This window comes from Wenyingzhuangia gracilariae (genome assembly GCF_056387575.1).
Window position 1 is genome coordinate 954733 of record NZ_CM150748.1, and the last position, 25127, is coordinate 979859.

The following is a 25127-nucleotide window of genomic DNA, read 5'->3' on the forward strand; positions in this document are numbered from 1 at the left end:
AATTGAATTTTTCTGTTATAAGGTTTTGTAATATTCTTTTAACTTTTTAGCCATTAACTTACGTCTTTGCACTAAAAAATTATCGTAATCTAAATGAGAGGCTCCTTCTATTAATACAGGAATATCATTTGAACTAATATTAGTACTAAGCCCAGATACCGAATCTAAAGTACTTATTTCGTTTGTTCCTTTTGAAATTTGATCTTTAATTTTATCTAAATATACTGCAGGAGGTAATTTCCCAACTTTAATGTTGGTGGCTTGCTCTGTATATACAAAATTAGCTACTTGATTGTATGCCTTTTGTTGATAGCCGTTTTCCATCAAATATTTTTTCGGGAAAATATGATGAATGTCTCCACGCTGTTCTATCAAACTACTAATTTTCATACTTTTTGATAAAAATGCATCTGTATTGGCATTTATTTGAGCAGCTAAATACAAGTTGTATGCATTGTTGTTTACACTTGAAGATTCTAAATCATTAAGGATTCCAAAATCCCAAAAACCTTGATCTAAATGAGCTTGTTCCATATGCGATAAATAAACCTCTATCCCCTTTTCGTTTATTTGTTTTATGTCTTCATCAATTCTTGATTCTGCAGAACCAGAGTAACGACTAATGAACATAGACATGATTAACCATCTTTTTACATAACCTTGTGCTTCTGGTTCCACCATGTTTTCATCACGTAACTTAAGGTACAATGCATAGGCAAAATTTAAGCTATTTTTAGAAGAAATTAGTTTGGCACTAATTAAACCGGTAGACTTTACCAACATTAGAAAACGTTGGTAATTTGTTTGATTTACAAATGCTTCTAATCCCTCTGATAGTTTTTGATAACTAGCTTCTGCAATTTCATGTTCATAGCTTCTTGTTTCAAAGTTACGACCCGAAAGTAAGGCCACTAAATCGCTAAATTTACCACGGCTAAACTTAAACGTAAATGCCACACGTAACATGTCAATATAGTCGGGTACATACAAAGTATCTGTTCCTGTAGCCATCCATTTGATTCCTTGGTAATAATTACTTTCTACAAAAGCTGTATCGTTGTCTACAATATGTTTATGAAAGCTTTTATCTACCAATAAACGACAGAAATAATCTACCATTTTACGCATCTTATTCCCTCCGTGTATTTCATCGGCAGCAATTTTAGACATCACAAAATCTGCATTGCTTAAGACGACTCCTTTTTGGTTGATGCGAATAAAAATTTCTGTCACCGTATCAATATCTAAGCTAGCATCTAGCTCGATAATCCCCACCTGCTTGCTTTTGATTTTCTTTAACTTTTCAATTCTTTCTTCGATTAAATCTTCATTAGCTTGGGGATTGTCTTTTAAGTATTGACGAATTGCCTTTAGTATTGAAATTTCATCATTTACTATGGGGTTGATATTGTTTATCCATTCCGAACTTTTTTCATATGCCTTGTTTAATACATCAAATTTTTCAGTTAAAGGATTGAAAGCTATACGAATGTTAATTTCTTTGTAGTTTTTGTTTAAGACTCTTTGGCCTACTATAGCGGCTGTTAAGGCCGTGATACGTTGTTGCCCATCTATTAATACTTTTTTACCTGCAGACAAGTCTCCGTTCTTTAATTTTACATCTGGGTTTCTCCAGGTAATGATATATCCTACAGGATAGCCATGGTATAATGAATCAATTAAATCTCTTACTTTTGCCGCTTTCCAAACAAAAGGACGTTGAATTTCTGGAATGGCGATGTCTCCGGATTTTATCCAGCTTAATAATGTTTCTACGGGTTGTTGATGTACTGAATATTTTGCCATTTTATTTATTTTTGTTTGTATTTACTTGCTAGACCTACTATATCAATAACTTGACCTTGAGGTGTATTTAAAACTCCGTATGTTGAACTAACTAAAGTATTAAGTTCTTTCCAGCTATAATTTTTACAATGATTTATTACAAAATCTACAACTTCCTTTGTTTCATCTTTTAAATTTAAATTTTCTTTTTTATTTAAAAATGTAATAACTATTTGTTCTTTTTTATTATCATCTAATTTGATTAAAACTTCGAAATTGGAAGATTCATTAAATATCACTCTTAGAGAATTATAAAAAGGGCCGTATTCGGTTTGCATCCATTCTATATCTGTTAACTTTTCAAACTTTGTAATAGCATAACGCCATTCCATTAAATATAACAACTTCATTACCCGAGAAATTGATAACTGGTTTGAATTTGGATATTGTAAATACAAATAATCTAAAATATTTATTATTCTTTCCATAATTAAAAACCTTTTTCGGTTGCTTTATTAATATTTGGGAAATCCCAATCAATTTTTTCTACAAACGTCACCAATTTCCTCTCCTCTTCATTCGTTAAAATTTGTTCAATTTCATTCGATTGTAAACCATTGTCATTTTCACTTTCTATTACAATTATTGATGTGTTTTCAACATTACTAGAATCTTTTAAAGATTTTAAATAAAAGCTTCTACTTTTCATATTCATGTTCCAAACTGTTTCCTCATTAATAGCTGCAATTTCATTCAAAGTTTTATAATAACCTCTACGGAATTTTGAGCGAGTACTCGTATTTGGATTTGGAATACCAGAATTTTTAAAGTAATACCCTAACTGCCAAGCTTTAAAAATCAGACCTTCTTTATTATAACTATTTCGACCTCTTTTTCTAAGCTCTGGATTATTAGAAAATCGACCTAATACATAAAATTTATCATCAATAAATTTATATAAACTAATTCTTTCACTATTATTTAAATTCATTTTTTCAAAAAGGTAAGCTAAATGAATTTCTACAATGTCAATTGAATTGTTATTGATTTTTGAAATCTGACTTTCTAAATTTTGAATTTTTATATCTAATTCACTTTTCTCTTCTTTTAACGAATTAATCTCACTTGTTTTTTCTTTTTCAAATTTCTCAAGTGATTTACTCTCTTTATTTTGATTTACTATCTGTATAATTGTAAGAATAATAACAATTGCAAATAAAAACCAACCTATTGTTTTTGTGTTAATATTATATTCTGTTACATTTTTGTTTAACTCAAAAAGAATTCCAATTAATGCAAAAATTAATGTATTTAAACCATTTAAATAAATTAGATAGTTCTCGTAAATATGATTTAAAAATTTTCCTAATTTAGTTTTTTCTACTCCCATTAATTAATTTATTTTTATACCTCTAAACTCTTTTTAACCTCAACTTCTACCTTTGTCATTTTTGAGAGGAGTAAATTCTTAAAATCAATATTTAAAAGAATCTCTTTAACCAGTAATTCTTGCTTTTGGTTAAGTTTAGCAGTTTTTTCACAAAAATTAGATATAGAATTAGCATCAGAAGGAAATGGAAACCGGTATTCAAGAATTTTTGATGGAGAGGTATGTTTAACTGTTGTTCCTGTTGCACTACTTACAACTTCTTGTCTATAAGAAAACTCTCTCATTAACCAATAAAAATATAGCTTATTAGAACTATTATTATTGAAAATAACTTTTCCCAATCGCTGATTATGTAACAACTTTTTATTCTTATAATTTGGTATTAAGGCAGGATAGCCTAAAGTATCACAAGCTTTACTCAAATCTGTCATTGTAACCATCATATCTCCATCCTTGAAAATATAATCATTTGGAATACTGCCACTATAATACTTGAAATTATTAGCTTTAAATCCACCTCCTATTTCAAAATTCCCTGGAGTCAGTAAAATATTTTCATTTTCATTTTGAGTAATGAATTCACCTTTAAATGCATAACCATGCTTAATACTTAAAAACTCACTAAGGCTATTCACCACCCACCCAACAGGAATCTCCTTATCCAATTCCTCATTGTAGACCATAGCACCACCACTACTTTTGTATGGTTTTCCTTCTAATTCAGGAGACCCTGAAACGAGTTCAGGGTAACTTTCCTTTGTTATCGGAAAGTTGAAATCTACAAACCAATGTTTGTATAAAGCTTGGGCAGTTTCTTCTAGTTTTTGGTTTAGGGTTTCGTTTAGTTTTATGCGGCTTACAACGGTATTGTATTCTTTTACAATTTTGCATTGTTTTTCTATACTTGGGATTGGGAGTTCCATCTCTAAAAAATCATCCCACTCTAAACTACCACGAACACCACCAACAGCTAAAAAGCATGCGTGTCTATCAAATTCACTTCTTGACATCCACATCATTAAGTATTCAGGAAGTAAAAGGCTTTCATCTTTTATTCTAAAAACAGGATAGGCTTGTGAAATAATTGCTTCTTCGTATTCTAATTGTAAGGCAACTGGGATTTTCTTATCTCTACGCACTTGCATCAAACTACAAGCGAATTGCCCTTTTTTTATGATTTTATAATTCTTCATGTTTGTACCAATCGTATTGGCAACTGAAGCGATAAAAACTTTTGTAACGCTTAATCCTAAAAGAGTTTTAATCTTTAAATCCTTATTACGTTCATCTACAAGTTCAATGAACTTACCAATAGGTTTATAATTCGATTTCATAACCCAACTCTTTAAATACGTTTAATAAATCAGTTTTAGAATCAACTTCTGCTTTTAACAAATCAGCAAACTCCGTTTGTAACGCAGCCATCTTGGTATCAAAATCTATGTTTTCATCACGGTTAACAAACTCAATGTACTTGCTAGGCACCAAAGAATAATCTTTAGCAATTACTTCTTCTAGTTTTGCCCCATAGCAATATTCGGGTATATTTTTAAACTCTTTGTTTTGTTGCCAATTGTGATAGGTATTCGCTATCTCTTTTACATGAGTTTGGTTGAACTGAATGTATTTTTTTTCAAAAGGTTCTCCAACCTCTCTTAAATCCATAAACAATATTTCTTTTTCACGGTTGCGGTAGTGTCTTACTTCCTCAGGTAATTGAACGGTACGTTCCGTTTTGTTGTTGTTTAAAATCCACAACGTTACACTAATATTAGTGGTATAAAACATGTTTTGTGGTAAAATTACAATGGCTTCTACCAAACCATTTTCAATTAGCTTTTTACGAATTTTGTATTCTTCACCACCACCAGAAAGTGCCCCATTAGCTAAGATAAATCCTGCCACTCCGTTTGTAGATAATTTGCTTACCATGTTAAGAATCCACCCATAATTGGCATTGCTTTTAGGAGGCACTTCGTAACCTTGCCAACGAGGATCGTCTGTTAGTTCCTCTGCTGCTCTCCAATCCTTTTGGTTAAAAGGAGGGTTTGCCATGATGTAATCTGCTTTTAAATCGGGATGTTGGTCTTTGGCAAAGGTATCGGCAGGTACCGCTCCAAAATTGGCTGCAATTCCACGAATGGCCAAGTTCATTTTGGCAAGTTTGTACGTAGTTGCTGTGTATTCTTGTCCGTAAATAGAAACCTCTTTGGTGTTACCATGGTGGCTATTGATAAACTTTATAGATTGTACAAACATACCTCCAGAACCACAAGCAGGATCGTAAATAACGCCTTTGTATGGCTCAATCATTTCTGCTATTAAGTTTACAATGCTTTTAGGGGTGTAAAATTCTCCTTTCCCTTTTCCTTCTGCAATGGCAAATTTGCTTAAAAAGTACTCGTACACTCTTCCTACAATATCTTGTTCCTGGTCTTTTAGGGTATCTATATTGTTAATGGTATCTAACAAAGCGGCTAACTTGCTCACGTCCATGTTTAAACGTGAGAAATAGTTATCTGGTAAAGCTCCTTTTAAACTCTGGTTGTGCTTTTCTACGGTATGTAGTGCTGTGTCAATTTTTAGAGAAATATCGTCTTGCTTTGCATTGGCCATGATGTAGCTCCAACGGCTTTCTTCTGGTAAATAGAAAATATTTTTACTAGCATAAAACTCTGGCATTTCTAAAAAGGCTTCTTCTTCATTAGCCCTCATTTCCTCTCTACGTGCTACAAACTTATCACTTACAAATTTTAAGAAAATTAAACTTAGTACTACGTGTTTGTATTCTGAACTTTCTACAGTTCCTCTTAATTTATTTGCTGAGTCCCAAAGGGTTTCTTCTATGCTTTTTTCTTTTTTTGCTACTGCTTTTTTTGCCATTTCTATATTGTATTGCTTTTATAAAGTAATTATAACCATTGTTAAAGTCTAAATATACAAAGTCATCCCTATAATTTAGTCGGTTTTATTGATAATTGATATAGATTTTATGATTTGTGTGGGTGGAGTGCATTTTTGGTAATTGGTAGTTAGTAGTTAGTAGTTAGTAGTTAGTGAAACTATATATTTCAATACTAAATGCTGTACTATGTTTCCTATTTTACTCGTAAATGATCTTGTCAAGTTGTTTACCTTTATACTCCTTAGTTAGTCATGTAATTAATTCTCATAATTTGTGTCATGACCTGATTTACAAAAACAATTATTGGCACAAAAACTACACTACCATATCATCATAAATAAATTTATTTGATTTCATTAAACTTCTCTTTCATGGTAGGATTTCCGTGAGTTAATTTTTTAATGGTTAAATCTTCTGCTTTATTATTTGCCAAACGTAGGTTATTTACCGATGACAATAAAGCATCTTTTGTTTTTTGAAGATGGGTTATGGTTTTGTCAATTTCATCTATTGCTGTTTTAAACTGCCTGCTTGCTAAATCGTAATTTCTTGCAAATCCAGATTTGAAAGCCTCAATTTTATCTTCAAAATTGGTAATGTCAATATTTTGATTTTTAATTACAGCCAACTCTTGTTTGTATTGTAATGAATTTAATGCTGCATTACGCAAAAGTGTAATTAACTGAATGAAAAACTGAGGACGTATGACGTACATTTTTGGATGTTTGTAGGATACATCTACTATACCCGTATTGTATAAATCACTATCTGATTCTAATAAAGACACTAAAATAGCATACTCACAGCCTTTAGTCTTACGATCTTTGTCTAACTTATCAAAAAAATGTTCGTTTTTCTTTTTGGTAGCTGTCGTATCATTTTCGTTTTTCATTTCGAACATGATGGAAATAATTTCATTTCCCTGCTCATCTAGTTCTCTATAAATATAATCCCCTTTATTACCCCCACTAGCATCGTTGTCTTTTTCGAAATATGCTTTGGGAAAAGCAGTTGCACGTAACTTATTGAACTCAATTTCACAATGTTGCTCTAAAGACTCACCCACCATTTTAGTAGATTGCTTTTGCTTAAAATCTTTCAATCGTTCAATTTCTTCGTCTCTTAACTTAATAGCCTCTTCCTTAGCTCCTAATTGTAACTGAAATTGCTCCTTTATATTTGCTTCAGAAAGCTTCTGTTCCGTTTCTTTGGCCGTTAATTGATTCTGTAATTTATCTCTTTGCTTTTCTACTATAGAAACTGCTTCTGTTATAGATAACTTTTTTTGCGTTTCGGCATTGTTAATTTGATTCTTTAACTCTATTATGGCTGTCTCTTTTTCAGCTAACTTTTGTGTTAAAAAAGTTTGATTCGTAGCTTTCAGTTCAGAAATTTCTCTTTCTTTTTTTGCTAACTCTTCTACTAATTTTTGATTAGAGGCTGCTTTTAAACTTTGTAACTCTTGTTCTTTCTTTGCCAACTCTTCTTGTAAAGCGTTTTTAACATTGGCTTCCGCTAATTGCACAGCACTTATTTTATCTTTTTCGGCTAAGCTTAATCTACTTTGTATTTCCTCATTAAACTGCTGATCTCTTACTTGTTTGATAATGTCTGCATAACCGCTTTCATCTACTTTAAATGCTGTTTTACAGTTTGGACAGGTTACATTGGTGTTGTTAGTCATAACTCAAATTTTTTATTATTACACCACAAAGATGAATTGTAGGTGTGAAATGTAGTTGCGTAGGTTAGATTTTTATTTTTAAATTATAAATTAAATCGTGTAATACTTCTTTTTTTATTTCAAACTCATCATTATAATTAGAAAGTTCGTTCGCAAATATTCTATCCGTGTTTTTTAAACCATGTGCTATTCCCCCATCAATTCGAAGTTCAAACTGATGGTGCTCCCCTTTGAATTCAAAAAATCTATAATGTGGAAGTTTTTCCTCTACTATTACGTTAATTGGTAAGTCTTTTGCAAGAGCAATTTCTTCTACTTTATCACAGTAATCTTCAGGACATGAATAGTTATATGTAATAAACCTTGGTGGATTAAAATTCTTAAAAGACGAAGAAGCTAAAAATATATTAAAGGCTTCTAAATTAATAGAATATTGATTCGCAAAGGCTTCTACAAACTGAACCAACAACCTCAACGAAAATTCTGATAAATTGTAATTGTCTTTATAATTGATGGTAAACTTTTGACCCTTCAATTTTTGAAGATATGATTCTAAACCTACCAATGAAGAGAATATTTCTTTGCATAAATCACTACTTTTTGCTCCAATATTTAATGAAGAAATTTTAGTTTCAAAAAGTTCTTGAGATATGGATGGCAATGTTAACAAATTAAATTCTAGCTCATTCACATCCATTAATTTATAAACATTGCTTTCTAAACTCTTAAACCAATTATTATCTAAATCAAGATGTCCATCTTTGGCTATATATGTAATTATTACCCCTGATGTTAACCTTAAAACCAAATGGATTTGATGTTCTTTTATTGTAGTTCTATTTGTTTGTTTTAAATTAAACCTACCTTTAAGCGTATATAATGTAAATAAATCATCATTGGAAATATGATTTAAACCTCCATTTACAATTAAGTTTACTGTGCAATTTTCTGTTTGGTAAAAAGACAATTCTTTTAAACCGTTCACATCCCATTCTCCAACTCTATTATTTATAAACACATTTACCTCTTGAATTCCAAAGTGATATTTTATTCTATTAATTTCTTCTAATAAAGAACCTGTAATACTCTTAATAGTATAGTTGATATGCTCTAGACTCTTAGGTAGTTTTATACTACTAATATTCATTAAATAATCTAGCGCTTCTTCCCTATTCAAATTTTCTATATTCCATTGGGTTTTTCTATCAATTAAACAGTTGGTACAAGCGTTTACACAATCACATTCTAAAGAAGATTTGGCTATTTCTATTATTTCATCAAAATAGAAACTTAATTGTGTTGCATATCCTGCTCCCCCTTTAGCTGTATCGTAAATAAATATGGTTTTATATCCTTTATAAGTCTTAATTCCAAAACCTAACTCCATTTCCTCTATTCCTAAAAAACTAGCTAATGCTTTTGATATTACTACCCCAAGTGTATAAGCCAAACTATTACTATCCAGCAAATTGTCTTGAGCATCTTTAAATCTAACTTCCGTAAAATCTGTCTTAAATTTATTTCCAAGAATAATATTTTCTTTGATATTTTTAGCTACACATTTGCTTTCACCATTCGATTCTTTTCCTCCTCTTAATCTATAATGTCCTTCTAAATCTTCGAAAGAACTCCCTACCTTCCCACAATCTAAACAAACGGTATACCCATTAGCAAAACCTGTATTATAAAACAAGATTTCAGCCTCTTTTTGACTATTACTCGCTCTAAAATCTACCCAATTACTTTGATTTAAAGACCATGGTTTTAATCCTAACAACAATGGTTCTAGATATTGTGGTTTAGAAGCTTCTTTAATAACTCTAGTTTTATTACTCAATAAACTTGTGGCAAAGCCTACGGGTTCTAAAATTTCTGTAAAGGCTCCTTTATGTTCCCCTAGATCTACCCCTTTAAAAGAAGGTGTGTTACACTCTGGACATTCATCATTCACATGATCATTCACTTTTAAAACTCTTTGAAAACCACAATTGGTACATCCTTGAATTACTGTTTTTTCTCCTTGTGTATTAAAGTCATTTTTCAGTAAAATTCCTTCTGATTTGTAAGAAAAACCATCAATTAAAATAGAGTTTCCTGGAGCAAATTCTGTTAAAGCTCTTTCGATAGGATAAGATGGATTGTCTTTGAATGTTTTAGATTTTTTTACATCATCAATCGTTGATTTGTCAAATTCAATAATCCCAGTAGGTAACCCCGCATTTGGAAAAAAGCTTATTTCTGACAAGTAATTTAAAATATTTTTATGCAAAAATTGTTTCTTTCGATATTCAATTGCCTTGTAAGCAGGACTATTGTCTCCAAACTCAATGGCAATTGCTTTTAATTTGTTTGTATAACTATTTTCCTCGTGTTTTACTTTGGCGACAACTTTAGAAAAATTGTTATAAACCGTTTTTATTAATTGAGATGGCTCTACATCTTTAAAATCTATAATTCCGTGAATAATTCTATTGATAGGAAGCTTACAATCTTGTAAACGTTCTTCTTTTGTTAACCAGTTTAAGAATTTTTGTCCTATTGCATTTTCTTTAAGAAAAAACTCCTCTATGTTTTCTTTGATGTTAAGCCCCTGCACTAAATTGTCTTTGTGCCTAATAAACATTCCAAAAAGTAAAGAGTTTAGATGTCTTATAACAATACTTTTACTATCAAAGGATAAAATTGGTGGAGCAATTTTATGTTCTAAAGCCCACTTTGGATCGCTCATAACTTTTAATCCTATTGGGTTTGGAGGACAAAAAGTTAAGGCTAACGATTTGTTTTCAGCTCTTCTTCCTGCACGACCAGCTCTTTGTAAATAATTAGCTGGCATAGGTGGTACATTACTCATAACCACTGCTGAAATCCCTCCAATATCTACCCCCATTTCCATCGTAGTAGAACAACTTAAAATGTTTATTTCTCCCTTTTCAAACTGTTCTTCTAATTCTTTTAGTCTTTTTTTGTCCTGTTGTGCAGAATGTTCTCCAGCTAAATAAAGTCCGTTATTATTGTAAATTCTTTCATGTAAATCATTCCAAACACCTTGTTCTTTAATGCTTTTACTATTAAGCGTTAACCAGTCACTCACCACTTCTTTTTCTATAGGTTCATTTTTATCTGATAAATGATTTGCATAAGGGAATACTGGTAAGTTGATATTATCATTTACAATAATAAAATTAGTTATGTTTTTTGAATTTAAATTTCCTTTGATCCAAGGCGAATATCCTTTAAAACTTTTATTGATTAACCTTTTGGTAACAGGACATAAGAATTGCTTTTGACCTACTATAAATTCTGATTTTTCGTCTAGACTTAACTTATATCCTTTGTCATCAGCCGTAAGAATGTATTGCTGTAACTGCTTCCATAATTTATTTAAAAGTTCATTTATGATATCTTGTTGATGAGGAGTTATTTGCTCTTTTTCGTGCCAACCTAAACCTGCACATAATAATAGCACCAATCTACTTTGCCTAATAGATTTAGGATTGTATTGTGGCCATGTAGCCACATTAGACACCTCAGCATTGAAAGGAAAAATGGGTTTAGAAAAATACATTTTTGTCGTGTATTTTTTATAAGCATCGTTTATAAAAAAACGTTGATTGTACCTCAGTTCATAGTCAATAGCAATTGTTAACAAACTCCTCCACTCTTCTATATTAATATCATGACTTTCAGCTAATTTTGGTAATTGAACTTTCTCTAACCCCGGATAGTACAAGTTTACCAAACCTAAATTTTCTAAAGAACGTTCTCTAGGAATTCTTCTTGCAAATTGGTCATATAAAAGTGCATAAGCATAGGTTTTATTGTTCTCTACAATATTACCATTGATGATTTTTTTAAACAAAGTTTTAAAACCAGCTTGTTCTACAATTCTACCTACAAAATTCTCCCATGAAAGTCCATGTTTTGTGTAATCGACAGCACCATTATTGGCTAATTGTTTCTTTACACTTTCAATATCAGATTTGATTTTATCAATCAAAAATGAAGGAGGGTTTGAATCTAGTTGGTTTTGATAATAAATAAGAGATTCTTTTAATTCATCTAAATTTACATCAGTTGTTCCTTCATTATTAAATAGACTAATAATTTGATGATACAATTGGTAACGAATGTAATCTCCTTCTTTGTCGTTGTTTATCAAGGCAGCAATTTTAGCTGTTCCTTGTCTACTATCTGTAAAAGAAATATATTTTTTACCACCGTTTAATGTACGGTCAGAACTATTTTTAAGACTCATTCCTTGAGTTTGTTCTAAAATAATGTCTGAAAGAATTCTATTTGTAAAAGCAGAAGATAATCTAAAATGCATAGGATGTAGCATGTTGTTTCCACAATGTGGGCAACTATGTTCATCAGTCATCCAAAAATCCTCACCATTATCAATAATATAACCTGTTTGTGAGATTGAGCAGGATTCAAAATTATTATTTGTTCTCCTTTGTTCTTTTTTAATAAATCTAACCACTCCATAAGCTAACGTTTTTTCATTACTTTCAGCATCCTCAAGTTCAGTATCCTCGTTATCGATGTGGAAAGCCTCATAACCTACACTTGTTTTTTGAGTTATTTTCCTTTCACCTTTTTGATCTTTTGTTACTTGTCCTTCTAAAACATTTTTACCACAACTATTACAAGCTACCATTTCTAATAATGGAGCTCCACATTTACAATTTTTGTTTGCTATGGTATAAGAAGTACCCAATGAGTTTTTATGCTGCTGTTCTTTATGCTCGGTACAGTTTGTATTGGTACAAACGTACACTCCCCCAATTCCTCTTGTAAAATAGTGCCCTCTAATGGGCAATACATTAGCATTATTTAATTTTTGTTCGGCTAAAAAATTAATATTCTCTAAGACTGTTTGTTTATTCTTAGTCTTTAAAACATTACCTATCTCATCTATAGAAACTGCCGCATTTTTTATAAAATGGTTTCTTAGTTTGATGACATTTTGCTGGGTCAATAATTTATTATAATTAGGAATGTCATTATCCTGAATTTGATTCATCACTCTTTTCCCTTTTACGACAACAATTTGATCTTGTTGAATTCCACAGAGACTAGACATAAACTTTATGATGTCCTCAGAATTATCACCACCTACAGTAGCAGAAGTTATGGCAAATCTTAAATCACTACTATGTACCCCAAAAGCATTGATCACCCTACGAATTAACAAAGCCGTTTCTGCTGCTTTAGATCCTGTTAATGTATGTGCTTCATCTAATAATATCCATCTTAATTTACCTTTAGATTTTTCTAAAATTGGAGTGTCTTTATTCCTAACCAACATATATTCTAACATGGTTGGGTTTGTGAATAAAATATTTGGTGGTGTATTTCTAATCTCTTCTCTAGTGACTAGTTTAGCATTAGATATTTTTGTTTTTTTTGAACTACGCTCTTCCGTATCCCCCGTAAGTAAGGCATACTTAATTCCACCTAATGCCTCACACCAAGCTTCCATTCTTTTTTCTTGACTATTGATTAAAGCATTTAATGGATATAAAAAAATGGCATTTACTCCTATTTGGTTTCTACAATTATCATAGATATCTGATAAAACTGGTAACATAAAACACTCTGTTTTTCCGGAACCAGTACCCGTTGTTACAGCTATTGATTTCTTTTTATTTAATAGATAGTTCCAACTTTCTATTTGGTGCTTATAAGGATATCTATTTTCAGGGAAACTAAAATCATCCTCTTTTATATTGGCTAATGCTTTTATAAAACTTTCTTTAAAAATTTTATTTGTTTCCCCAAACACAATATTCCCTGGTTCCCATGGAAAAGTATTTTGAAATACTGGAGCAGCCAGTAATGATTCTTTTTCTAATAAGTATCTTAAATAGGATTGTAAACTCTTATCCCCTGTTGCCCATAAAGACAATACTGCATCCGTTAGTCTATTCTCTACTTTATTATAAAACTCTTGAAAATTCATTTTAGCTATTTTTTAAAACCTGAAAAATTACTTTTTTGTAAAAACTGTTATCTAACTGTTTACAGTATTGTATGTTACGTCTAATAATATCTTTGATAGGTTCTGACCCCCAAAGTGAGTATTGTTCTTTTTGAATGTTATTTATAGATTCAGCGACTGCAATTGGAGCATGAAATAATAATTCAATATTATTAAACTCATTCTTAGGCAAATTGTATAATTTACTTACTCTTGGTTTTCTTGGAGGAAGTTCATTTAAAACTTTCTCCCCTAACTTTTGTCTCAAATCTCTAATATCTGTTCTGAAAATATTTTCTGTTTTAGGAAGATTACCTCCTGAAATGTATAGAAATAATTCTTCTAAATTATGATGATTAAAATATGAATTAAGACCATCAATTATACTTTTGTAAATTGAATCAGCATAAATTTCATAAATTTTTAACAAGGTCGTAATCTCAATGTTCCAATCATCTTTACCGATCCAATGAAAACAAAAACCTAAATCCGATTCAATTTTTAGAATGATTTCTAAAAATTCATTTTTATCTGGATATTTTAGACCTAAAAACAAAAAGGCTTTAGCTGCTACAACAGAACTATTGGCTAGTGCTTTTATTTGATCAAAACATGAAAAAGGTAAATTATTTTCAATACAACATTTTAAATAAGCAGCAAATACAGACCAGGATTTTTGAGAAAAATCTTGCTCCTTTAATTCAGTAGCATAATAAAAAAGTCTATCTTCTTTAGATAAGGTACTAAAATCCTCTAAAGATATATATCTAGGCATCACACGATAACCTTTATTAAAGTTAGAAGTGACCACAAACTCCTTACATTCTTTGACATCAGGAATAAGGTAATAATGATTATTTTTATCTAACTCATAAGATTTGATATACTCTACATCGCAATTTAAAGGAATGGCTATTAACTCCACCTTAGGCATCTCTTCGTTTAATTCTATTAAATTTCTATATTCTGTATCTGGATACTTAATTTCATAATCATATGAACTCATTTTAAACACCTTTTTACTTGTCCCTTCTTTAATTTCTAACTGTAATGTATTTTTAAAATACATTACATCTACAAGATTGAATAGTTTTTCAAAATCATCTTTAAAATTGATTAAAGGAAGAACTTCTGTGTTAATCTGTTTTATCAATTTAACACCTGGTTTTTCTAAGTTCCACATCCTTATACTCGTTTCTCCTCCTGGCGTATTTAGAACTCTATAACCGTATAAGTTTTGAAAACACAATTTGTTTTCTTCTGAACATATTTCACCTTCATGATTTACTACCGCCAAACCTTTAAAAGGTGTTGATAACTTAAATTTTAATTGTTTTTGAGTACCTATTTTTAAACTACCTGTTATAGAATTAGGTACTATTGACAAACTACTGTCTATTGATACTGAATAGTTTTTATTATTTTCTTTAATTTTTATAAATTCATCATGATACAAAGAAATTTGAAAAGTACTATAATCTTTAAATGTTAAAACTGTTTCAAACAAAGACTTGTTCATTTCATTTAGATCCAAATCGCCTATATTATAAACTTGATCAAACATGATCATTTCATTGTATACAATTTTTACATCAATACAACCAAGCGGTAGCAATCTTTGTGATTTAAGATTTGTCCATGAATCGTAGCAATTATGTTTTTTTATGTATACCTCAAAAAACCTATTTTCAACTCTAACATTTTTTGTATCGTATGCGTTAATTTTTAAATTTCCTTGTATAATTGGCAACGATGTATAACTAATCCAATTAGGATAAGAGGTCGCTATATCCCAATTAATAGAATGTACACCTGTAAGGTATTTAATCTGAATATTATCATGATTTAAGTTATAGTATTCAGAAAACTGATGAAGATTGAAGTTTTGTTTTACAAAAGAACTCTCATTACGATATTGAATAGGTTCAAGTATTATAGCACTGCTTTTATTTGTTGTTGACCCTTTTATTAATCTATATTTATTATCTCCTAAAAATTCCCACATTGTAGGTTTATCTTTACTAGGTAATACATCAATAAAACCACTTACTTTTTTACTAACATCTTCATGAATCACTTCTACTTTAGGTAAGTATTCGTCCCCCTCCCAAATTATAGGATTATAAGTATTCCAATCTGTTTTATAAGCCCCATTATTTAACTTTCTAAATACACAAATTAACTGATCGTTGATGTATAATTGATATTTATTAGAGTCACATTCAAGTCCTAATATATTAGATAATGATTCTTGAGATAGATTCTTAGAAAAATTTATAGATAATTGAATTTTAAATTTTTCTGAATCTAAAACCCAGTAATTATTGGGTCTTGAGTTTCTTGTTTTGGGTTTTAAACTCTTTTTTTTGATTATTAAAGAATCTGTGATTTGTTTTAATCCTTCATCTTCATCAAATAATTCTTTAAATTCTTCTGAATCATTTAAAATTGCATTTATGATTTCAAAAGAACATTCATAAACTGCTTCATTTTGACTTGAATCTGGTAGGACACCTATAATATCATCTCTATACATAAAGTCTTCAATACTATCTGGTTGCTCCTCCAACAACTTCATTAGAAAATCTTTATACTTACTTTGATTTTTTTTAATTAGCTCTAATGGAACACCACCTTGAAGAATAAGCGTTCTAAAATACAAAGTGTTTTTTTTCTTTAACCAATTAACCCCAAGCTGTTCAGCCCCTTTTTTTGCTAATTCATAAAAGTCTTTAACAGTAAATCTATTTTTAAATGATTGATTTAATGGATCTATTATTTTTTTTCTACTTGGCTTACCTCCTTCATATACATATTTCCACCACCCAGCATAATACAATGTTATATCTCTTGGATCTATTGTAAGGTAGCTAGAATTATTCAACTCATTTATTAACATTAAAAACTGTTCTTTATTTCGAAGCAACTTCCATAATGATATATTAAAATTAACTGTTTGTTCTTTTTGGAGAAGTCTATTTATATAACTCATACTTTACTTTAAGTTTATCACAAAGTTGCATTATAGCTATGCAATGTAATTACACACCAATACTATTTACTTGCTAAAAATTCCTTTTTTATAAAGTCAGGCTCAATAACCTCTACATCTTTCCCAAAAGAAAGTAGCGTTTGATATAGTTCCCGGTTAGGAATTACGTTGATCATGATGGTTCTGTTTTCAGGATCTGATTTATCTGGTCTTTGAGAAGCTCCGTGAATGGGTTTGGTAAGAATATATTGAATTCGTGTTTTAGCAAAACGAAGTTTGATGTCTATAGGTTCCATATCATTAGGTTTAGACACCCCTATGATTTCATCAAAATAATCTCCCCAATCAATTGTATTAGGCAAATTATTCTTTGTAGTTTCTGTAATTGTTACAATACGATCTAAAGCTAAGTTGGTGATTCCTGTGTAATTCTCTCCTTCTTCATAACCAAATAGAAACCAACGGCTATTGTACTGCTTTAAATGATAAGGATGTACTTTTCTAATATAGCTAGTTTCACTAGCAAAAGTCTTATATTCTATATTTAATACTTTCCCTTTAACTAGTTGATTGTACAATTTACCTACCCAAGATTGCCCTGTGTAATCTCTATTGTTTTCATAACTAATCAATCCGCTGTAATCTTCGTGAACTAATTCAAAAGCCGATTGGATTCTAGGAAATAATTCATCTAACCAATTAAATTCTACTCTATTTCTATAACGAGACAAAATAGCTAAAGTCTCTTCTAACTGCTCCTGATCAGATTTAGATAATAGTTGATTTCCTAATGCATAATCTGCATTTCTATAACGAAATACCTTCTTTTTCCCATCAAATAAACCTTCTTGAAAAACAGGGCTTTCGTCTAAATCTACATCTTTAGCAATGTTTTTTTCGATCATTTCAAGAATAGAGTTGATGTCGTTTTGAAGTGTTCTTTTGGATACTTTTACTTCTAGCTTTTCTAAAATTACTTGTTCTAGCTTCTCCAGTGTATACAATCCTGCTCTACTCGCAAAACATTCATCTAGTATGGTAATTCTCTTTTGGTAATTTTTATTCTTTGGCATATTTCTCTACATCATAAGTACTACAGAGTACAACTGACTACAATTTTTAGTTAAATATACAAAGTCATTACAATAGATTGATTGGTTTTATTGATAATTGATAAGGATTTTTATGATTTGTGTGGGTGGAGTGCATTTTTGGTAGTTAGTAGTTGGTAAAAGGACGGTGGGTAGAAAGTAGAAGGATGAATAGTTGGTAATTGGTAGATGGTAAAAGGACCGTGAGTAGAAAGTAGAAGGACGAATAGTGAGTAATGAGTAATGAGTAATGAGTAATGAGTAATGAGTAATGAGTAATGAGTAATGAGTAATGAGTAATGAGTAAAATTAGAAATTCTTGAATAAAACGCTATTTCTCGATATAAAATACTACACTACATTTCGTATTTCACTCGAAACGAAAAAAGTACTAGGTAAAAGGTAGTCAGTAAAAGGATTTTATTTACTCAACATTAAAAACCTTGCTTGTAACAAGTCGATATACTTCTCTTTCATTTCTTTACTTAAAAATGATTGATTGATCCAATTGATGGCTACAGATTTCTTTTTAGAAAAACGTTTGAATACTCCTGAAACTTGTTTTGGTGTTAGCAATAGGTTTGCTCCTATTTTTTCGAAATCAGATTTGTTTAGATTGCTTTTTTTACCACAGATAGTTAAAGCAGATTCTTCTTTGTCTGTTGGATTAACAATGGCTACGTTCAATAAATCATAGGCAGGAGCTAATTTCCAATTTCCTTGTTGCTCTATCATGGAAAAGTTTTTTAAATGCATATCGTTGTTTCCTGTTAGATAAGAAAACACCACCATTTCTAAAAAGAACAATTTGTCTAATTGAGTATTGGTTGCATGTGCATGTAAAGCTTTTCCGATACGTTCTATAGAACTTCTATATTTATCAAACGCTTCTGTGATTTGGAAAAAATCTAACATATGGATTTTGTCTCCGTCCTCGGTTCTATCTATACGTCTAGTGATGTAAGACAATTCTCCAGACTTTAAACGAATCAAATTAGAAGGCACTACCTGAATTCCAAAAGCTTCCGCTATCCGCATGGTGACATGTTCGTTTTCGGGCATTTCTTGATAATCTTTGTTGGGTGGTTTGAAAATGTAATTTCCACCCAAAGCTCCTACTACCGTTAAACGAGAAGTTGTGCTATTAAAATCCATAGATAATTTGGGTTGTACCCCAGGAACGGAAATGCTTCGTTGAATAGATTCTTTTGCCAACATTTCCATCTCCTCAAAAGAATACTCTACTTTTGGGGGAGTTTTAGTTCCGAAAAACTCAAGGCTACAAGTGTTATGAAAATCTTTTTGATCTTCTTCTAATTCTTGGTAACAATACAAACACTTATTCATCTGTTTTGCTGTTTAAAGGATGAATGCTTACTGCTCCAATACAATTGGAACAACAAGTTAATAATAAGCCCATTCTATCATTGGGGTTTATTTTCCAATTCTTGGTAGCTATTTCTAATAACCAACCTTCGGGAATTAAACCTTCAAAAAAAGGAAACAATCGTTTCTCTTTGTAAATAGTTTCTTTTACCGGAAAAGAAAAAGAAATGAATTGTTCAGAATAGTTCTTGATGTAGTCCTTGTGGTACTCAAACCAATATTCTCCTTCGTCTGTTTCTGTTAACACACCTGCATGTATTTCTTTGTATAAAATATTTGCTTGTCTCATGAGTTTGTTATTTTGATTGGAGCTAGTTGATGTCCAAACATGGCTAATACAAGGTTTACCTTGTCTAGGTTTAAATTTGTTTTCCCTTGTTCTATTTTGCGAATCACCGTTAAAGCCACACCTACTCTATCGGCAAACTCCTCTTGAGTTAAACCGACTTCTTTACGTTTCTCTTTGACAAATTCAGCAAGCATGATTATATGTTTTTAGATATACTTATGATACAAATATAGTAATTATATGTAAATAAATATAATTAAGATAAATTCTGTTTGTTTTATATGGAAAAGGATATAGTTTTGGGGTAGTAAATTAGACAAACAACTATAGATTACCTCTTGTCTTTACAATTCTTATCAAAAGCTACTAGATTAAATAGTTGTCGCATTCTAGAACGAACTCTAGAACCGTAACGTTCATCAATTTCTTCTGCGTTGAGGTTTGTAGTAGCAAATGTTAGTTTTTTGTTTTGGAGGAATAAATCGTACCTGGAGAGTAATATTTCTCCCATAACATTACAATCTTGTCCAAAGTGTTTTCCATCTGGTTCTACACCTAAATCATCAAAACAAAATGAAAAGCTAGAACCGTATTTCTCTATTACTTCAAAACCTTTGCTATTGAATTGGAACGTTAAAAATCTGCTAGGAATAACTTCGTAATTGATAACGTTTGGAGAAATATGTTTTAATAATTTCATCCAACTTGTTTTGCCACAACCTACGGGTCCAGAAAGTAAAATTCCTTTGTTGGAATCTAGTCCATATTTTTCACATTTTTTATAATCTCTGATAAAATACAAGCAAAGCTTGTAGAGTAAAAACATATCATCTTCGTAGAGTTTAAAATTTTTTCCAAAGGTTAATCTGCCTTTGTAGTTGAGGTATGCTACGATTTTATCAAAATCGTAGTGGATGATATTATTTTCAATAGTTCCTAATTCGAATAGGGTTTCTTTTTCGTGGATGATGTGTGGGTGCATAAGATTAGTGTTTCTTCTTGTTTTGTAAACAGTTTTATTTTATCAATACAATTCTTTAATTCTGTAGGTTCTGTATTAGTATTCAAACTGTATTTAAGAGTATTAGAGCAGTCTTTTATTGTTATAAACGGAACAACACTCCCTTTCAAAAAAGGCTTGTAAAAACCTTCTAATTGTAACATCATAGAGAAATGAAATAAGGTGTTTTTATCTGCTTCTGATTGTGTTGTAATTATATAACAGTTTGCACAGGGTTCTGTTAGCGGTTTTCCGCTGTTTAGTCCTTTGTTTAAGATAAAAAAGTGTGGTTTTTTGTAGGTTATCCCTACTCGGTGAGTTTTGATTTCAAAATTAAGCATAGCTATCCAATTTAAATTGCTACGCTACGCTTCGCGCAATATTTTTTTTGGAAAAAAGATGCCTTTAGTTTTGTTGCTGTGACAAATGCTGTCAAGGTTTTTGGTAAAAGTTTGGTATAAGATGTTTACTGTTAATTTAAACTCATCAAAGTTTTATCAAAACCCGTAGGGCTTGACCTTTACTGCATAGAGCGTTGGATGGAGGAAAGCAACTACATTTGCTATCTTTTATCCAAAACAGGATTTTAATCTCTATTATTATAGGGCAAAAAGTAAAGTGTTGGGAATGGAGAGTAACGGAATGGACAACGTTTTACCAAGCGGTGGTTTTAGTGGGTATTATTTTAAACTAACTTTTAATTACATGCTTCTTACCTACTAAAAACACATGGCAATTTGGAATTAAATCTATCTTTTAATTTTACTTAATGAAATGAGACAAACAAATAAGTTTGATAAGGAAAACTTGGACTTAGTAAAGTTTTTGTGCCGATGAATGAGGCTAAGAGAAATTTAAAACTTATCAGCTTCTTACTCCTCCTAATCTACTTTCTTTTTACTATAATCTAAAGCATAGGCATGCTGGCTATTTAACATAATTGAGTTATAACTATAGCTTTGGTGATGTGGCTGCCTTCATGGGCTTTATTATAACTACCCATTATGTTACTTAGCTTTGGAAAAGTTTTGTGTTTTTTTGATGAAATTAAGAACTCTTTTGCTTGTGGTAATTAGGGTTGATTTTATGAAACGCTAAGTACCATATACAAAACCTACTAGACTAAAAAAAGACAAAACTTATGCGGTTGTATGCGGAAACAACACAGAACACAGAGGCTTTTGAGGCACGAAAAAACTGGGTTTTGGGTTGTGGATGGAATAACTATACTACCAAAATCATAAAATATTATTTATAATTACCTACTGCTATGATTACATTATTTTCTATTTTACTATTATTGTTTAAAACTACATTTAAGTAATCATCACCTAACTTCCTTCTTAAAGTCTCTATATTCGCTACCAAATTATTATAGTCTTTTTTTCCTTTTTTAAATTGTAAATCTCTTAGTGTGTATTTAGATAAGGTTTTGTATTTTTTTATGTCTTTTAATAAAGTGTCAATAAATGAAGTAATACCTTGGTCTAGGTCATTTCTTTTTACACGCAATAGTTCTTTTAAAGTTGCAATTGCTTTGTTTTCTAAAGCCATTTGTGCTTTACTGCTATTCCCTAAATTAGGTTTAAAGTCTTTAATTTCTTGATAAGATTTCCAAAACTTAGTATTTAAAACCTGTCTTTCTGTTTCGGGAGTACACTTTACATATTGTAATAATTCTTCAAATGTTTTTTCTTGAGGTTTGTTTTTAGGTGATTCCTTTTCGTACTGATGTACAATAGAGAAAAGAGCCAATCCTTTTTTTCTTAACACAACTACATTGTTTTCTGTGTAGAGTTTTGCTGTTTTGGTTCTATTGGGTAACAATTTAATTCTTTCTAAAACATCTGAGTGACTTTCTAATAATTGATTGTATTCATTTCTAACCAATGTATTGATATTTAATTCTTCCGTATCTTCTGGGTTGGTACTCATTTTATTAAATAAACCACTTGGTGTTGGCTCTTCATCGGCATTGAATATTTTAGCATCTTCACCTAAAGCACTATGAATTAAAAACATTTTTTGCTCTGCAATTTCTCTACTTTTTACAATATCAGAACCTTGTTCTGTTGGAAAAAAGTTATAGATAAATAACTCATCAAAAACTTTAGCACTCATTCTATTGATACGACCTACACGTTGAATTACTCTTGTAGGATTCCATGGTATATCGTAGTTTATAATAAGCCCTGCTCTGTTTAAATTAAATCCCTCTGACAGTTTATCACTCGTGATTAAAACATCAAAATCATTTGCTTGTTCGTTTGCCTTGGCATTAAAATTATTATTTAATTCTTTAGCAAAATTGGCAGTAATATTACCATCGCAAAATAGAACACGTCCCGATAATTGTTTTTCAAAATAGTTTTTTAAATGACGTACCGTATCTGTATATTCTGTAAACAGGATAATTTTACGTTTTGGGTCGTTTTGTAATACTTCTTTAACAACTTTTAATACATAAGCTCTTTTTGGGTCATTTTGAACAATTTTTAGATTTTTAATTTCTAAAAGAATAGTCTCAAACAACTGAATGTCACTTTTTATGTGCTCTATAAAATCATCTTTTAAATAAAATTTATCTATTTCGTATATTTTGGTGTGCTTTGGTGTGGTTTTGTGTATTGCATTTTTCTCAAACTCTTCCAAAGCCTTCTCTATAGCTTCTAAAGTAAAATCAGCAGTTTCTTCGTTATCATCATAAATGTTTTCTATTACCTTACGATCTAGCACGTATTTACCTGACTGCTCTATAAAAGACAAGACCATTTTATTGGTTCTTAAAAAACGTTCAATACTTTTTTTAAAAGCTCCAAATGAACTCTCAAAACGTTTTACCAATAAACGTCTCATAAAGTCATACAAGTTCTGTTGTTGTTGTTTGGCTCTGTTTTCTTCTTCGTTTAGTTTGTTATCATCTTTTGGGGGGACTTCGTATGCAAAAGGTTTGTAAATAGCACCTTTAAAAACACCAACTTCATCAAAATAAGTTGAAATAATCCTATCATAAAAGTCAGATTGTGTTTTAGACAATTCAAAAAATTGCTCTTCTGGGTCTTTTACTATGGATAAGTTGTTGATTTCTTTTTTGTATTGAAAATCTGTTTTTAAATCCAAACGGTTTCTACGAATTACTACAGGGGTAATGATATTTTTGATATCATTCGCCATTTGATTTACGTTGTTTTTTACCCTTTCAATATCTATTGGTGGCTTTTCACCAAACATTTTTTCGTAGTCTCTTTCTGCTCTTTGACGTTTAGAGGTGTCTTTTGAGTTGTAATTTTTAATAATGTTAGACAACCTACTAAAACGATAATTATAAGAACTAAAACGGCCTTCTAAATCCTCTTCAATAGTAATACCAGACTGCCCTGGTATGATAAACAACTTTAATAAAGAAAAAATATCTGCTGGAGAATTGTTAAATGGAGTTGCAGATAGTAGTATAACTTGTTTACCTCTACAAACATCTAATAATGCTTCGTAAGCTGCAGTATCTTGGTTTCTAAATTTATGAGCTTCATCTACAATAACAACTTCGTATTCTAGATTATTTGTACGGATACTTTCTGCCACCGCTTCTATATTACCAGAACTTTCTACATCCCAATCGTATAGTTTAAAACGATTCCAATACTCCCACCAACCTGTGTTTTCTTTTTTGCTACCCATTAAACCTGGGGGACACAAAATAAGCCCTCTTTTGCCTAATTGATTGGCTATTAAAGAAGCAATTACCGATTTACCCAAACCTACTACATCTGCAATAATTACTCCGTTGTAGGTTTCTAAAATATTTAATGCTTGGTTTACTGCATCTATTTGGTATTGGTATTTTTCAAAACCATTTTCTGCCAACAATCTATCTAATTGATGGTTTACTTTTTTGGTTTCTTGTAAATCTATAAATGTTTTTAAGATAAGTGCATAAGCCTCAAAAGGAGAAATTAACGAAGCTTGACTTTTATTTTTAAGAAAGTCTACAATAATATGAATTCCATTTTCTGCTTCTGTTATAGGTACTGCTACCTCCCACAAATCATCAAAATAAGTTTCTGCATTAGTAAAACCATAGTCTTTTATTTCTACATTAAACTCTTCTTGTCCACGTAATCCTGCTTTGGTTAAATTGCTACTCCCTGTTATAAACTCTCCTTTAACATTAAACAAATCTTGGTACTGATTGTTTAACTGAAATAAATAAACTTTGGCATGATTAGGATTTAAAGTTTTACGAATAATTAATCGTTCTTGCTCAAGTAATTCTACAAAAAAGGCAATTTGATTGTAAAAATCTTCATTATCCATTTCGGCATTGTTAATAGCAAAACCCATAGATTTCATAAACTGAGTAAAATGTTCTTCGTTACTCAATTGGTCATCTTTTATACCTACTTCTACAATAGAACTCAAGTATTTATCTACCTGCAAACCTACTAGAATTTTTAAGGTAACATTGGAATTGTTTTGAAGATTTTTATAAATTTCTTGCCATCCCGAAAAATAAAAAAAGCCTACTAAAAACTTTAATTCTTGACTTGCTCCAATTAGCTTTTCTAAACGTGTTTTTAGATTGCCACTGTCTTGACTATTGGTGATAAAATTTGTACTCATAC

15 protein-coding genes are annotated in these 25127 nt (G+C 30.7%); all 15 read right to left on the reverse strand.

Translation table 11 applies throughout. The annotated features are described in order from the left end of the window. Window positions 1-15: 15 nt before the first annotated feature. Complete coding sequence (locus ACY2IJ_RS04095) at window positions 16-1806, reverse strand: GmrSD restriction endonuclease domain-containing protein (protein ID WP_476725889.1); 1791 nt, start codon at window positions 1804-1806, stop codon at window positions 16-18. A gap of 5 nt (window positions 1807-1811) precedes the next feature. Next, window positions 1812-2273 (reverse strand): Panacea domain-containing protein, encoded by a 462-nt coding sequence (locus tag ACY2IJ_RS04100; RefSeq protein ID WP_476725890.1) that lies wholly within the window; start codon window positions 2271-2273, stop codon window positions 1812-1814. Between the two features lie 2 nt (window positions 2274-2275). After that, window positions 2276-3175: a hypothetical protein gene (locus ACY2IJ_RS04105; protein WP_476725891.1), complete on the reverse strand. Its 900-nt coding sequence runs from the start codon at window positions 3173-3175 to the stop codon at window positions 2276-2278. Window positions 3176-3189: 14 nt separating this feature from the next. After that, window positions 3190-4509 carry a restriction endonuclease subunit S gene (locus ACY2IJ_RS04110; protein WP_476725892.1) on the reverse strand — a complete coding sequence of 440 codons (1320 nt, stop codon included), beginning with the start codon at window positions 4507-4509 and terminating at the stop codon, window positions 3190-3192. Further along, window positions 4493-6058, reverse strand: a complete 1566-nt coding sequence (locus ACY2IJ_RS04115) for a type I restriction-modification system subunit M (RefSeq protein ID WP_476725893.1) — start codon at window positions 6056-6058, stop codon at window positions 4493-4495. The genes ACY2IJ_RS04110 and ACY2IJ_RS04115 overlap by 17 nt, the downstream gene beginning before the upstream one ends. A 365-nt stretch (window positions 6059-6423) precedes the next feature. Then, window positions 6424-7764, reverse strand: coding sequence for a DUF2130 domain-containing protein (locus ACY2IJ_RS04120; RefSeq protein ID WP_476725894.1), 1341 nt, complete (start codon window positions 7762-7764; stop codon window positions 6424-6426). Window positions 7765-7828: 64 nt separating this feature from the next. After that, on the reverse strand, window positions 7829-13729 hold the full coding sequence (locus ACY2IJ_RS04125) for a DEAD/DEAH box helicase (protein ID WP_476725895.1): 5901 nt from the start codon (window positions 13727-13729) through the stop codon (window positions 7829-7831). Window position 13730: 1 nt separating this feature from the next. Then, the gene (locus tag ACY2IJ_RS04130; protein ID WP_476725896.1) at window positions 13731-16739 is read right to left on the reverse strand and encodes a hypothetical protein; all 3009 of its coding nucleotides are present in this window, start codon (window positions 16737-16739) and stop codon (window positions 13731-13733) included. Window positions 16740-16801: 62 nt separating this feature from the next. Further along, window positions 16802-17812 (reverse strand): helix-turn-helix transcriptional regulator, encoded by a 1011-nt coding sequence (locus tag ACY2IJ_RS04135; RefSeq protein WP_476725897.1) that lies wholly within the window; start codon window positions 17810-17812, stop codon window positions 16802-16804. Between the two features lie 438 nt (window positions 17813-18250). Next, window positions 18251-19177 (reverse strand): HipA domain-containing protein, encoded by a 927-nt coding sequence (locus tag ACY2IJ_RS04140; RefSeq protein WP_476725898.1) that lies wholly within the window; start codon window positions 19175-19177, stop codon window positions 18251-18253. Next, entirely contained in the window at window positions 19170-19505 is a 336-nt protein-coding gene (locus ACY2IJ_RS04145) for a HipA N-terminal domain-containing protein (RefSeq protein ID WP_476725899.1), read from the reverse strand. The genes ACY2IJ_RS04140 and ACY2IJ_RS04145 overlap by 8 nt, the downstream gene beginning before the upstream one ends. Then, window positions 19502-19699, reverse strand: coding sequence for a type II toxin-antitoxin system Y4mF family antitoxin (locus ACY2IJ_RS04150; RefSeq protein ID WP_476725900.1), 198 nt, complete (start codon window positions 19697-19699; stop codon window positions 19502-19504). Before ACY2IJ_RS04150 ends, ACY2IJ_RS04145 begins: the two co-directional genes overlap by 4 nt. Before the next feature lie 137 nt (window positions 19700-19836). Beyond that, entirely contained in the window at window positions 19837-20487 is a 651-nt protein-coding gene (locus ACY2IJ_RS04155; RefSeq protein WP_476725901.1) for a P-loop NTPase family protein, read from the reverse strand. Next, a complete protein-coding gene (locus tag ACY2IJ_RS04160) occupies window positions 20442-20846 on the reverse strand; it encodes a DUF6943 family protein (RefSeq protein WP_476725902.1) in 405 nt (134 codons plus the stop codon). Before ACY2IJ_RS04160 ends, ACY2IJ_RS04155 begins: the two co-directional genes overlap by 46 nt. A gap of 907 nt (window positions 20847-21753) precedes the next feature. Further along, the gene (locus tag ACY2IJ_RS04165) at window positions 21754-25125 is read right to left on the reverse strand and encodes a helicase-related protein (protein ID WP_476725903.1); all 3372 of its coding nucleotides are present in this window, start codon (window positions 25123-25125) and stop codon (window positions 21754-21756) included. Between the last annotated feature and the right edge of the window lie 2 nt (window positions 25126-25127).